A 13,619-nucleotide genomic window follows, 5' to 3' on the forward strand; every position below is an offset into this window, starting at 1 on the left:
GCGAGGGCTACGAACTTCTGTGTATCGCGGAGCAGCCCGGCGCCGGGGACGTGCACGACCAGCCATTCCATGACCCCCAGCCCGGCCGGAGTCGCGGCGAGGGCAGGCAGCGCGACCGCCGCCGCGGCGAGGACGAGCAGGATGCGGCGGGCGCGGGAGCGTTCGGGGTCGCCGTCCGCGGCCGCCACTCTGCGGATTCCGAATGCGACGACGGCCAGCAGCAGGATGGTCGCGACCGCGGCCAGCGGTGTGGTGCGGGAACCGGGGACGGCGTCCGCGTTCCAGATTCCACCCAGCCCGGCGAGACTGCCCACGGTGCCCAGCCAGGGTTCCGCGCGGGCGGCAAAGGCGGGCACACCCGCCGGGTCCGAAGGTTCGGCCGCGACCCCCGATACGGCGGTGGCCAGCAGCCATGGCACACAGGCTGCCGCCACGAGTACGAGTACACCGGCCAACCGTCGCCCACCGGCAATCGTCACGGCGACGATTGCGCCCAGTAGCGCGCCGGTGGGGGTGAGGCCTGCCGCGGCGAGGAGGCCGGCGAGCACGGCCCGGTTCCGGAAACTATCGGATCGGATGTGGGTTCCGGTCCGGTCAGCGGAATGGGGATCGTCTGCGGTGGTGACCGGCGCAAGCGCGGAGTTGCCTCCGGAGCTCGTCCCACCGCGGCGAACCCGCAGGGCTGCCGTGGCGATCCAGGGTAGGGCCGCATATCCGGTGAGCAGGCTCCAATGTCCTTGCAGGAGGCGTTCGGCGACGTAGGGATTCCAGACCGTGAGAGTGGTGGCGACCAGTTGCGCGGCGAGCGGCGCACGCAGCAGGTCGCGGGCCAGGAGTGCGGCGCCGTAGCCGGCCGCCCAGAGCGCGGCCACCAGGATCGCCTTGACCACCACGCCGCCGTCGACGAGTACCGAAAGTGTGGCGAGCAGGGCGTCCTGCGGTACGGCCCGGGGGGCCGCGTCGCCCAGGCCGAGCGCGGTATCTGTGAGGTAGGAGCGGGGGGTGCTCACGGCATCGCGGAGCAGAAGATATCCGGATCGCAGGAGCGGTGCGGTGATCAGGAGTGTGAGCAGCAGGCTGTATCCGGCCGGGAGCCACCGTGTCCACCGGCCCGCTCGTTGTGCACCCACGGCCAGTCACCCTACGTTCGCGGGTCCGGGCGGGGCGGACCGGTCCACTCGGCGCCCCGGGTGGGAGACTTGCCCGCGTGCAGTTCGTTCGCCGTCTTCCCGCCGTGGCGGACATTACCCTGGTCACGGCGGGGGCGATGACCGCGAATATCGCGAGTTATCTGCTCCAGCTGTTGGCCGGTCGCTGGCTGGGTGTGGCCGGGTACAGCGAATTCGCCAGCCTGCTGGCCGTCCAGCTGCTGTGTGCGGTACCGGCGCTGGCCCTGCAGAACGTGGTGGCCCGCGAACTCGTGCACGGATCCGATATCGCTGCACTACGGGCGCTGCGCTGGCGGTGTGCGGTACTGGTGGCGGCCGCGGTGGTGGTACTGGTTCCGGTGGTGAGTGTGCTGCTGGATGTGGGTGTCGCGGCAGCCGCGGCCGCGCTGGGTTCGGCGCCTGCCCTGGTTGTTCTGGCGGGTGAGCAGGGTGTGCTGCAGGGACAGAAACGGTTCCGGGGACTCGCGGTGGTGTTGGGGGTGACCGGTATCGCGAAGGTTGTTCCGGCGCTGGTGGTGCTGGCCGTGGGGGGCGGTGCCACGGCGGCACTGTGGGCGGCGGCGGGCGGTGTCGCCGCAGCGGCGGTGTACGGGCGGATGGTCGCCGGGCCGGGCCGTGTGTACACGACCGGGGACCATGGCGAGACACCGGCAGTGCAAGCGCGCGGTGATTCCGCATCTTCAGGGACTACGCCGGCGGCCGAGGTTCCGATGGGCGCCGGGATCACGGGCGACGATGGCGCCGCGCGATCGAAGCAGGCGAGTACCGGCAACGCGATATCCGATACCGGATCGGGTGTGAATCCGGGGCTGGCGGATGTGGCCGCGGTGTTGCGGGCGGCGCAGGTGCAGGCGGCATTGATGGCGCTGTCGTCGGCCGATCTGATCGTGGTCCGGATGGTGCTCGAGGAACCCGATGCCAGCCGGTATGCGCTGGGCACCATTGCTACCAAGATCGCGTTCTGGCTACCGCAGGCAGTAGGTGTGGTGTTGTATCCGCGGATGGCGCAGCCGGCGTCGTCCGGTTCGGCGATACGTTCGGCGCTCGCGGTGCTCGCTGGTATCGGGGTGGTCGCGGTGTTCGGTGCGGCGATGGCGGCTCCGCTGGCGCCGTTGCTGGCCGGTCGCGACTATGCCCCGGTCCAGGGCTTGCTGTGGTTGTTCGCGCTGCACGGTGCGATTCTGGCCGTTCTCCAGGGCGCGCTGCTCTCCGCGATCGCCGTGAACCGGACGGCATTGGCCACGCTGGCCTGGGTGGGATTGGTGCTCGAGGTGGTGTTGATGCTGGTAGTGGCGAATTCCGTCACCGGCCTCATCATGATCGCCGCGCTCGTCGCCGGCGCGACCACCGCGCTGGTGGCGCTGCTCGTCATTCGGGCGGCGCAGCGTCCGGCCGTTGCTGCCGTGTGATCGGCGGCAGTGCCGCCAGACCCACCGCGATCACCGCGACCAGTGCGGGTACCTGGACCCAGAGTGAATCACCCATATAGCCGCCCGGCATCCGCCAGGGCCCGGTCGACAGTGCGGCCGCCGATACCGCGGTGCCGATTCCGGCGACTGCCGCCAGGGCCCGCCGCGGCAGCCGCGGTACGAACCGCAGAACCGCCAGACCTGCGACCGTGAGCACGGTGGCGGTGGGGCCGGCGATCACCGTGGCCGCGGCCGTCAGCGCCGTCGCGCCTACTGCCCACGGTGTACGCCACACCTGCACCGGGACGGCCGGATCGTGGCGGCGCCCACGCGGAACAGCAAGGGCGAGTAGCGGTATCAGCAGCAATAGGCCACCGGAGATGGCTACCCGGTACCAGGTATCGATCGGGAAAGACACTGTCACCGGTCCGGCGGCGCCGGCGGGTAGCAACCAGCCCTGCTGCCAGCCGTTCACGACGACGGGTTCGAGTTCCTGCCCGTCGGCGGTTTGGGCCCGCCAGCCGATATTCGTGCTGAGCGCGAGGGTGAGCAGCTGGGTTCCGGTATCGGCGACGGGCGCCGCGGGCTGGGGGCCGGTCAGGCGCAATCGGTCGACGAAGAACAGTTCGGTCGGTGCGACCAGCACATCCACCTCACCTGCGGGCAATGAAACCGGCTGGGGCGCACCGGGTTCTGTGTCCGCCACCGGCGTCGCGGTGAGGTCGGCGCAGGTCTGTGCGGGAACGGGTGCGCCGGATCGTAGTTCGCCGGCGGTGGCGGTGATGCTGGTTCGCACCAGGCGCCCGCCGGCCGCGACGGTGGGCCCGCTATCGCAGCCCACGGTGACGATCCGGTCGTCCGGTGCGGGTGGCGGATACTGCGGGCCCAGGACGTTCACCTCGGCCAGCCCGGCAGGTTGGGCCTGGTGGTAGCCCAGGGCTGTCCGGTCCAGGACCGATTCCCAGCTGCGGATACTCAGTTCGATCCGATCGGTCACCGTGGGGTGCAGGTCGATCCGGGACACCTCGTCCGGGTCTTCGAGCTCGCGGATCTGCGGACCGTTGCCGAGGTTCACCGCCACGGAGGTCGGGGCGGCAGGCAACCCGCCGAGCGAGGGCGTCAGCTCGAGCCCGGTCACCAGTGCAGGTTCGGGAAGTTCGATGGTCAGCGTGGGTTTCGGACCGCGGGTATCGCGGGCGGTCTCTTCGGGGGCCGTCCAGCTGGTACCCGGATCGCCGTCGGTGGCGGCGAAGGCCGAGCCGCGTAGGTCGCCGACATCGGATGCACCGCGCGCCACCGGTCGCGCCGGATCGGTCAGCAGCGCTTCCAGCGCGGGTCCCTGCCGCGGCCGGACGGTGAGCTGCGGATCGACCGTCACCGGCGCGGGCACCGAAAGCGTGCGGCTGAACGCGCCCATCTCCTCCGGTGCCAGCGCCAGGCCCTTCCCGCATCGCACACGATCGGGGGCGTCGAAACAGGCGTTGCGGCCGGGGAATTCCTGTCCGAGGTCCCAGCCGGCCACCGTGGCGCCCGGCGGTGGTTCCGGAAGTACTGTGCGGTGCCGGATATCGACCGGGACGGGGAGCTCGGGTACCGAGTAATCCTCGACGGCCAGTTCGCTGATCCCGAATTGGCCACCCGTACTGCCGCGTTCGGTCTGCCGCGCCGTGATCTTCACCCAGTCGGTCGATCCCACCGGCAGCGCCACCGAAACCGGTTCACCGGGTTTACCGATCCGGGCGGAGACACTGCCGTTGTTGGTGCGCACCTCCACCCATTTCACCGGGTCGCCGATGGCGGCGGGCGTAGTGGTGAAACGTAGTAACCCGGACTTGAACGGTTCGTCCATATCGAGCCGCAACCATTGGCCGAGAGCGTATTCCGTCGCATTACTGATCCAGGCGGTAGCGGGGTCGCCGTCCACGGTCGCCGCGGTCGAATTACCCGGTGCGGCACCACCGATCTGGGTGGCGTCGGCGGCCGAACTGGACGCGGTGACGGTGGCTCCGGTCCATTCGCCGCGGACCGGCTCGGTACCGGGGACCTGGTAATCCGGTACGAGGTTGTGCGTGCGGCGCGCGTCGTCGGGGGCGCGCAACGCGGAGTTGTGGTTGTCGACCTTGCCGAAATCGGTTTCCCGGTCCATCGGGGTATCGGTCACCGTGACCGGGCCCACCGGCAGGCCCGCGGCGGCGGCGTCGGCGTCGAGCAGGGTCGGTTCGTGGGATGTGGCGGGGTCGCGGTGGAGTCGTTCCAGTACCTCGGGTCCGCCCTGCACCCTCGGGACCGAGGCGAGCGGAACGGTGTATGCCCCGGGGAATTCGGCGGGTGCGCCGGTGCCGCTGTGTACCTCGGCAGGGGTCCCCGGCGCCGGAGTTTCGACGCGATAGATCTCCACCGCCGGATACTCCGGCCGCAGATCGGCGTCGACCACGAATTCGTCATTATCGGAACTGTGTTCGATCGGCTCGCCGAACTCCGCGACCTTACGCAGCCCCGGCGACCCCTCCACCGCGCTGTGCGCCAGCAGCGGCCGGGTCGACCGCGAGGTGTCCGGATCCAGATCGTTGCGCAGCACCAGCACCCCGATGCCCTGTCCGCGCAGCGCGGGTGCCAGACCGGCCGAGGGTCGGCCGTCAGCGATGAGCCGCTGCACCGAATCCATGGCGCGGATGGTTCCCGGCGGATTCAACGGGACCGCATCCCGCACCGCCCACGGGGTCTCGGCCAGCGCCTGCAACGGTTCGTCCCTGGTCAGACCCCAGACCTGGCTGCCGAAAGGCGCGCCCGGCACCACCAGTGCCCGGGTATCGGCGGCATTGTCGCGTAACCAGCCGGCGGTCTGCTGCCAGTAGCCGGGCACCTCGTCGTAGGCACCCCGCGGCGCGAGTTTGCCGGTCCAGGCCAGGGAGGTGGATAGCGCGAGCGCGGCCAGGATCAGCATCGCCACCGCGACCCGGCGGTCGTGATGCGGGTTGGCGAACGCTGTCCGCCACTGGCCGGAGCGCACCGAACCGGGCAGCGGTACCCGGGCCAGCAGTTGTGCGAGACCCAGTACCAGCGGTAGCCGGATCAGGGGTTCCAGTTTGTGGACATTGCGCAGCGGCGCGCCGCCGGAGTCGAGGAAGATACGGACGGATTCGGCGAACGGGCCGCCCAGCTGGCCCACATAACCCGCGCAGATACCGGTGAGCCCCACACACAGGATGAACACCAGCCGGCCGCGTCCGGGCATCGAACGCAGCGCCAGTCCCGCCATCCCCGCGGCGGCGAGCAGACCGGTGGCCAGCACGGCGGCGGGCTGGGTGACCAGTACCGCGCCCGCGATCCGCTCCGGCGAGACGAACGGGGTCCAGCTGTCGGTTCCACGCAGCACTTCCCCCAGCGACGCCCACTGCGTGGTGACACCGGACGATTCGATGTAGTCGAGGAACGGCGGGCTCACTCGGCCGAGCAGCAGCAGCGGCACCGCCCACCAGGCGACCGCCAGCACGAGCAGCGGCACCCAGGCCAGGGTGAATCGCCACCAGGCCCGGTTGGGCCGGTAACTGGCCCACCACAGCAGCGCGGGCAGGAACGCCGCCACTGTCGCGACCGCGTTCACCGCGCCCATCAGCGCCAAGGCCAGCGCACTTCCGGCCGGCGACCGGGCACCACCGCGCCGGCGTTGCCGGTAGGCCGTACCGAGTGCGGCGGGTGCGAGCAGTACCCACGGCGCCAGCATCATGGGCAGGGTTTCGGAGGAGATGGATCCGAGGGTGGTGAGCACCCGCGGGGACAGCGCATACGCGGCAGCGGCGATGATCCGCGCTCCGCGTGTGCCGATACCCAGGGTTTCGCAGAGCTTGACAACACCCCAGAACCCGGCGAGCAGCAGCAGCGCCCACCAGACCCGCTGGGTCAGCCAGGCAGGAATCGAAAGGAGATCACCCAGCGCGAAGAACGCGCCGTGCGGGAAGAAGTAGCCGTAGGCCTGGTTCTGGACCTGCCCCATCGGGGCCTGGCTGCTCCACATATGCGCGGCGCGGCCCAGGAAGCCGAGCGGGTTTTCGGCCAGGTCGTATTTGGTGTCGGCGACGGTGAGTCCGGGGGCCTGCAGGAATGTGAGCAGGAAGGCGATAACGGCCGATCCGGCGAACCACCGCGGTCCCAGCCGGTCGGTGGCGTCGAGGGTGCCGCCGGTTTCCGCGCGCGGCGAGGCGGCGGTTTCGGACTGCTCGGGCACCGTGGGTCAGGCGTTCGGCGTCCCCGCCGCGACCACCGGGCGGGGACGTAGCGGGTTCGGGAGGGGTCTCAGCGCTTGCCGTATTCGACGTTGTTGAGCAGCGAACTGTCGGCGTTACCGCTGCGATCCACTTCGGGGCGGGTGTTCTGCTGCACTGCGGCGGTGATGGCGAAGACCGCGATCGCGCCCAGCAGGGCACCGCCCACCGCACTTGCAATACCGGGGACAGCAAACTTCATCGCAGCACTCCAAACTCGACGCAGGCAGTATCCGGGCCAACCTAGCAGTATCGCGCCGGTCCGGAAACGTACAGTCCGGCGTTTCACCCTACTGGGTGCAGCCGGGCGGCGGCGACCGCCGGTCCAGCGCTGCCGGTGCGCGCCGTCACTCCCGCCCGACCGGAATATCCAGGGCGTCGAGCAGGGTGTGCAGTTTGCTCGTCGTCTCGTCCAGCTCGGCCTGCGGTTGCGATGCCGCGACGATTCCGCCGCCGGCCCAGGCTCGCAGGGTCAGCCTGTCGGCCGATAGTTGCGCACTGCGGATGGCGACCACCCAGCACCCGTCGCCGCTCGAATCGCACCAACCGACCGCACCGCCGTAGAACCCGCGGTCCTCTTCGTGGGTGGTGATGTATTCGAGCGCCTGGGCGGTGGGAGTGCCGCAGACCGCCGGGGTCGGATGTAGTAGCAGCGCGAGTTCCAGGGCGGTGGGCGCAGGATCACGCAGCACGCCGTGGACCGGGGTGCCCAGATGCCAGACGTCGCGGGTGCTGACCAGTTGTGCGCGCGGCGGCACACTGATCCGCGCGCACACCGGGTTCAACCGCTCGATGATCCAGTCGACGACGAACGCGTGCTCGGCCTGGTTTTTTGTACTCGCCGCCAGCCGCTGCGCCTGAGCGTTGTCCGCTTCGGGGTCGGGCAGTCTGGGCAGTGTTCCGGCCAGCGGATACACCGCGACCGATGTTCCGGTGCGCTGGACCAGGGTCTCCGGGCTCGCACCCACCAGCACCGCGCCGGTGTTTCCCGCGGAAGTCGAGTCCACGGCGAAAACATTCGCGTGCGGATGCCTGGTGAGCAGGTGCGCGGCGAGGATCTGTGGATCGAGGGCGGTATCGGCCGTGGCCAGCACCGACCGCGCGGCGACCACTTTGCGTAGCGGTTGTCGGGGGTCGGCGAGGATTCCGATCAGCCGCGCGACCCGTTCGCGATGCTCGTCCGGGGAAGGGTGTTCGCTCACTACTCGTATGCGGGGGAGTGCGGGCAGCGCGGCCGGCCGCCACGGTCCCGCGGTGTGGGAGAAGCCGGTGGGCTCGATCAGTGCGGCAGGACGGCGTGGGTCGAACGGGAGGGCTCCGGTGATCGCCGCGGTGCCGGCGTGCAGGGCGTCGACGGCCTGCCACGGATCGTGGAACGCGTTGCGTACGCCGCTTGCGCGAACCACGCTGTCGGGTCGTGCCAGCAGGAACCCCGTCATGCTCCGACCGTAGCCCGTCCCGAGAGACCTGGGCCCGTGACCACACCGAGGCCCTGATCTCGCGGGACGAATCGGTGCGCGGTATGGGTTGTGCCGTCGCCGGCCGGCCGAGCGTGCACTTTTCGAGGTTGTGGCCATGTGCGATGGCCCGCAACGTCAGGTTTCGGTGCGCCGGCTGTGCCCGTTGCCCGGCGTGCGATCCGGCGGCACCGGTGGTACCAGGAAGACCGGGCGATGGCAGTGCTTGAGCACCGCGTCGGCCACACTGCTGTGCACCAGGGCACGCAGCCCGGTGGCTCCGCGGGTACCGGCGACGATGATGTCGACATCGAGTTCGTCGGCGACCTCGACGATCGCGTGCCAGATGGTGCCGGTGGATTCCTGGGTGCGGGCTTCGGCATTCAACCCTGCCAATCCCGCGAGGTGTGCACCTTCGGCGTTGATATCGCGGGCCGCCGTATAGGCGATATCTTCCATCTCCTCGTCCGGCACCCATTCGGGTTGCACCATCCCGGAGATTCCCGAAATGCGGGCTGCCTGGAGCACCATCGGTTCCCAGGCGGTGAGCACCACTGCTCTGTTCGCGCTGAGGAAGCGCCCCGCGTATTCGATCGCGCGTTTGGCGTGTTCGGACCCGTCGTAGGCGATGAGCATCAGATCGCAGGGCATGGCGACCTCCGAGGCGGAGTCGGCGAGAAGATGATTCCAGATTACCTCTGTCCCGAAACCGATCCGAGCTTTCCACGCGTGCGGCACGCGGGATACCGTTCAACGATGCGGAAGTTGCCGTTCGTCCTGCTCGCAGTGCTCGCGATGATCGTTTCCGCCTGTTCGGGCGGCGACGGCGGGAGCACCGCCACATCCTCACCCGGGGTGCGTTCCCCGGAGGCCGGGACGAGTGCCGCGCCCGCACCCGGGCCTACCAGCACTCCGGACGATTGCGCCGCCGAGTACCTCGGACAGTTCACTACCCGGGAGAAGCTCGCGCAGTTGCTCACCGTCGGGGTCACCGGTACCGAGGACGCGCTGTCTGTGGTGCGCGACCATCAGGTCGGCGGCATCTTCGTCGGCAGCTGGACCGATCTGTCCCTCTTGACCAGCGGTGAACTCGAACAGGTGCGGGCCGCGGCGAAGGTGCCGCTGATGGTCACCACCGATGAGGAGGGCGGCCGGGTATCGCGGCTGGGCAGCCTCATCGGCACCGCGCCGTCGGCCCGGGAGACCGCGCAGACGATGACGGCCGAGCAGTTCTACAACGCGACTCTCGACCGCGCCCGCGCCATGCGCGATCTGGGGATCACCGTCGATTTCGCGCCCGATATCGACGTGAGTTCGCAGCCCGACGATTCGGTGATCGGCGACCGCTCGTTCTCCGACGATCCGGTGGTGGTCACCGAATACGCCGATGCCTATATACGGGCGATGCACGAGATGGGTCTGGGCACGGTGCTCAAACACTTCCCCGGCCACGGCGCCGGCACCGGCGATTCGCATGTGGGTGCGGTCCAGGTGGCGCCGCTGGAGCAGCTGGCGACTCGCGATCTGGTGCCGTTCCGGGAGCTGATCGACAGTGGTTCGGCGGTGATGGTCGGGCATCTGGATGTTCCCGGTCTGACCACTCCCGGTGTGCCTGCCAGTATCAGTCCGGAGGTCATGAGCTTGTTGCGGGAAGGTTCGGGGTATGGCGCGGCGCCGTTCGACGGCGTGATCTTCACCGACGATCTCAGCGGTATGGCTGCCATCACCGACCGCATGTCCATCCCGGAGGCGGTCGAGGCCACCCTGGTGGCCGGCGCCGACAATGCGCTGTGGATCAGCACCGATGCCGTGGGGCAGGTGCTGGACCGCCTGGAGGAAGCGGTTGCCGCGGGCCGTCTGCCCATGGACCGGGTCGACGCGTCGGTGTTGCGGATGGCCGATTACAAGCAGGTCTCGCGCGGTTGCTGATTTCCCGATGAGGGCCGCTCGGCACCGGCCGGCCCGCGCCGCCGTCCGCTGGGTGTCGGCGTCGCCGGTGGCCGGTATCCGAGTACAGTGCTGACCTTCGCCCGGAATTTCCGGGATCGTCCCGATCGGTGAGCGGCGCACGTGCGCCGCCGGGTGGTTTTCGGGCCCGATGAACTTACTTTGGAGTAATATAAAGGGCTCGATGCGGCAGGAGACGTGATGGCGGGCGGTACGAAAAGACTTCCTAGAGCGGTGCGTGAGCAGCAGATGCTCGATGCCGCGGTCGAAGTCTTCTCGCGCAGAGGCTTCCACGAAACCTCCATGGACGCCATCGCGGCCGAGGCCGAGATTTCCAAACCGATGCTCTATCTCTATTACGGCTCGAAGGACGAATTGTTCCGCGCCTGCATCCAGCGCGAGGGTATGCGATTCATGGAGTCGGTCGCCCCGGCCGGTAACCCGCTGCTCAGCCCGCACGAACAATTGCGCACCGCGCTCGAGGGTTTCCTCGGTTTCGTCGATACCCACCGCAACTCCTGGCAGGTCCTCTACCGGCAGGCGCTCGGCCAGCAGGCCTTCGCCTCGGAGATCGAGAACGCCCGTCAGCGGGTTATCGAACTCACCGCGAAACTGCTGGAATCCAGCGCAAAGCACGCCGAACCCGGCACCAATTTCGATATCGTCGCGGTCGCCGTGATCGGCGCGGGGGAGGCGATCGCCGATTCGGTCGCCGGCGGGCGGATCGATGTGGCCGAGGCAGTGGACTTGCTGGATGCGCTGGCCTGGCGCGGCCTGTCCGGTCGTAAACCCGATTCCGCCGCCGAATCGGGCGAATAGTCCGAATTTCCCAGTGGCCGTGGTTTTCTGCGGCTTGCGACCTCTCCGGGCGCTCCGTATTTTCGGATCAGCGGTTGTTGCGGAGGACAACGGCCGCGGGGAGGACCAGGTGTTCGGGATGTTGCGGCCGTGCCGGCACGGCGCGGCGAAATACGGTATCGATCCCGGACTGTGGCAGTCCCATATGTGTGGTCTGTGCCTGGGGCTGCGGGACGGCGGCGGACAGGTCGCCCGTGCCGCCACCAATACCGATGCGATAGTGCTGAGCCTGCTGACCGAAGCACAGGCCGAAACCCCGGCCCTCCGGCGCACCGCGGGGCCCTGCCCGCTACGCGGCATGCGGGCGGCACGGGTGCCGGTCGGTGCTGCGGCCCCGGTCCGGTTGGCCGCTACGGCATCGCTGCTGCTGGGCTCGGCCAAGGTGCGTGACCATATCGACGACGGCGATCTACCGGCCCGGCTGCACCGGCCCATGCGCCGTATCGCGACCGGTTGGTCGGCGGGTGCGCATGCGCATGCCACGGGGATCGGCCTGGATATCGAGCCGCTGGTCGCGGCGATCGAGGCGCAGGCGAGTACCGAGCAGCGGATCGCTGCCGCACCCGGCCCGTCCGGTACCGCCGATCTGGACGATCTGACAGTGGCCAGTCGGCGCTGTGCCGCGGAATTCTTCGCCCATACGGCAGTGCTGGCCGGACGCCCGGACAACACCGAGCCGCTGCGCGCGGCGGGCGCGGAGTTCGGCCGGATCGCCCATCTCGCCGATGCCCTCACCGACTACACCGCCGACGCCGCCGCGCGCCGGTTCAACCCGCTGGCCGCCACCTCGACCCCACCCGCAGACGCCTACCATCTGGTCCGCGAATCGGACCGCGCACTACGCGAATCGCTGCGCACCGCCGGACTGACCAGGATGCCCGCGCTGCGCTGGGCCCTGCTGGACCCGCTCACCACAGCCGTGCGCCGCCTCGGAGCCGCGTTCACCACTCGCGTCGGCGCATTCCCCGGCGATATCGCGGGAACGCGTAATTCCGCCGGACAAGATGCGCCACCCCGGCGTCCCGGAGCCCGCGAATCCATCCAGCTGGTACTCACCCAGTACTGCACCGGCTACGCCTGCTGCGCCGAGCACACCAATCCCTGCAGCGGTGAACAGCGGCAGTCCTGGGCCGCGCGGTGCTGCGATTGCAAGAGCTGCTGTGACTGTGCCGGCTGCTGTTCGGATTGCGGTGGTTGCTGCGGTGGGGACGGCTGCTGCTGTGGGTGCTGCGACTGTTCCTGCTGACCCTGGCGGACTCAGCCCCGTGGTGGGCGTGGCCCGTCGAAGCGGCGGGCCCACTGCCGGCTGGGTTCCTCCACCAGCGCGTGACTCGCCGCGGCGATCGGCAGCGTGAATGCCACGGTGAGCAGCAGGACCTTCACGAAGTCGCCGTGGAAGGGCAGAATCCCGAAAACCGGGAAAATCACCGACAGCACGGCCAGATGCCAGATGAAGATGCCGTAGGACCATCGGCCGGCCGTCGCCGCGGGGGCCGAGGTGAGCCATCGGTGGGTCTTATCCGCCGGACCCAGCACCAGTGGCGCCAGCAGTGCGAAACCGATCACCGCGCCGAGACCCATTTTGGCCGCGTACTGCCACGGTTCGGCCCGGGTCAATCCGGCGACCCCGCCGAGGTCGGTCGCCGAGAACGCGAACGCCACGCCGGCGATCGTCCACATCAGCCGCTGTTTGCCGAGGATCCGCCGCCATTTCGCCCGCCGCTCGTCGCAGATGAGTTCGGCCAGCAGTATGCCGCCCGCGAACCACGGTATGTAGGCGGGCAGCCAGTTGTCGGCGTGGATCCCGCCCGGGGTCGGCACCGGGATGAAGTTCCAGCTCAGGAACGCAAGGCCGAGTGCCAGCACGGCCGGAACCCGCGCGGCGGCCGCCCGCCCGCGCAGGCCGTGCAACAGCCAGGCCAGCAGCGGCAGCACCAGATAGAAGGCCACCTCCACCGACAGGCTCCACATCTGGGTGAGCCCGTCGGTCAGCGTGAGCGGTATGAAAATCTGCAGGAGTAGCAGGTTGGACAACCACACCTGCACGCCCGCGGTGCCCGCGGCCGCCGGTACCAGGATCAGCACCGCGCACACCACGATCCAGTAGGCGGGCACGATGCGGGCGACCCGGTGGCGCAGGTAGTAGCCGACGGTGGGCGCATCGCCGAGACCGCGGGCTGCTGATGCGTGCGGCCGCCAGAGCAGGAAGCCCGACAGCGCGAAGAACACTGCGACCGCCATATCGAACCGTTCCAGCAGCCGGCCGAGAAAGGGGATTGCGGTGGCGCCGGTCTGGAACGCCACATGGGTGATCAGCACCCCCAGCGCCGCCAGCCCGCGCATACCCTCCAGTGCGGGAAAGAAGGAACGCTGCCGGGCGGCCGCGGTCGTTCCGGGCACGGAAGACCCCATGACAGCGGCCGGTGCCACCGCGGCGGCCGGTTCAGTGCTGCCGATATCGGGCTGATCTCCGGGTTCGGTGGTGGGGGTGGTGGTCATCGGCTCCCAGTCTGCCCG

At 69.4% G+C, this 13,619-nt stretch carries 9 protein-coding genes and 1 pseudogene; 4 read left to right on the top strand and 6 right to left on the bottom strand.

The annotated features are described in order from the left end of the window. Positions 1 to 1,130 (bottom strand): annotated as a pseudogene (locus tag NS6_RS31025) (hypothetical protein); the annotation flags it as partial. A 77-nt stretch (positions 1,131 to 1,207) separates the two neighbouring features. On the opposite strand from NS6_RS31025, the gene NS6_RS31030 reads away from it, so the two are divergent. Next, on the top strand, positions 1,208 to 2,578 hold the full coding sequence (locus tag NS6_RS31030) for a polysaccharide biosynthesis protein (RefSeq protein ID WP_371859386.1): 1,371 nt from the start codon (positions 1,208 to 1,210) through the stop codon (positions 2,576 to 2,578). Here NS6_RS31030 and NS6_RS31035 read toward each other — a convergent pair. The 4 genes from NS6_RS31035 to NS6_RS31045 form a co-directional block, all read right to left on the bottom strand. Further along, a complete protein-coding gene (locus NS6_RS31035) occupies positions 2,538 to 6,803 on the bottom strand; it encodes an alpha-(1->3)-arabinofuranosyltransferase (protein WP_084471572.1) in 4,266 nt (1,421 codons plus the stop codon). The two genes, NS6_RS31030 and NS6_RS31035, sit on opposite strands and share 41 nt — an antisense overlap. A gap of 68 nt (positions 6,804 to 6,871) precedes the next feature. After that, on the bottom strand, positions 6,872 to 7,042 hold the full coding sequence (locus tag NS6_RS34405; protein ID WP_084471573.1) for a DUF2613 domain-containing protein: 171 nt from the start codon (positions 7,040 to 7,042) through the stop codon (positions 6,872 to 6,874). A 145-nt stretch (positions 7,043 to 7,187) separates the two neighbouring features. Next, positions 7,188 to 8,279 (bottom strand): isochorismate synthase, encoded by a 1,092-nt coding sequence (locus tag NS6_RS31040; RefSeq protein WP_068049518.1) that lies wholly within the window; start codon positions 8,277 to 8,279, stop codon positions 7,188 to 7,190. A gap of 156 nt (positions 8,280 to 8,435) precedes the next feature. Beyond that, positions 8,436 to 8,948 (bottom strand): universal stress protein, encoded by a 513-nt coding sequence (locus NS6_RS31045; RefSeq protein ID WP_068049628.1) that lies wholly within the window; start codon positions 8,946 to 8,948, stop codon positions 8,436 to 8,438. A 105-nt stretch (positions 8,949 to 9,053) separates the two neighbouring features. Between NS6_RS31045 and NS6_RS31050 the strand changes: the two genes are divergently transcribed. From NS6_RS31050 to NS6_RS31060, 3 genes are all read left to right on the top strand, one after another. After that, a complete protein-coding gene (locus tag NS6_RS31050) occupies positions 9,054 to 10,226 on the top strand; it encodes a glycoside hydrolase family 3 N-terminal domain-containing protein (protein ID WP_068049629.1) in 1,173 nt (390 codons plus the stop codon). 219 nt (positions 10,227 to 10,445) lie between these two features. Next, positions 10,446 to 11,063: a TetR/AcrR family transcriptional regulator gene (locus NS6_RS31055; protein WP_068049520.1), complete on the top strand. Its 618-nt coding sequence runs from the start codon at positions 10,446 to 10,448 to the stop codon at positions 11,061 to 11,063. A 118-nt stretch (positions 11,064 to 11,181) separates the two neighbouring features. Then, positions 11,182 to 12,348, top strand: coding sequence for a DUF5685 family protein (locus tag NS6_RS31060; protein WP_084471587.1), 1,167 nt, complete (start codon positions 11,182 to 11,184; stop codon positions 12,346 to 12,348). Positions 12,349 to 12,359: 11 nt separating this feature from the next. Here NS6_RS31060 and NS6_RS31065 read toward each other — a convergent pair whose 3' ends face one another. Beyond that, positions 12,360 to 13,514 carry an acyltransferase family protein gene (locus NS6_RS31065; RefSeq protein WP_068049630.1) on the bottom strand — a complete coding sequence of 385 codons (1,155 nt, stop codon included), beginning with the start codon at positions 13,512 to 13,514 and terminating at the stop codon, positions 12,360 to 12,362. Between the last annotated feature and the right edge of the window lie 105 nt (positions 13,515 to 13,619).

Origin of the sequence: Nocardia speluncae NBRC 108251, assembly GCF_001613245.1 — a bacterium.
Classification (GTDB): Bacteria; Actinomycetota; Actinomycetes; order Mycobacteriales; family Mycobacteriaceae; genus Nocardia; species Nocardia speluncae.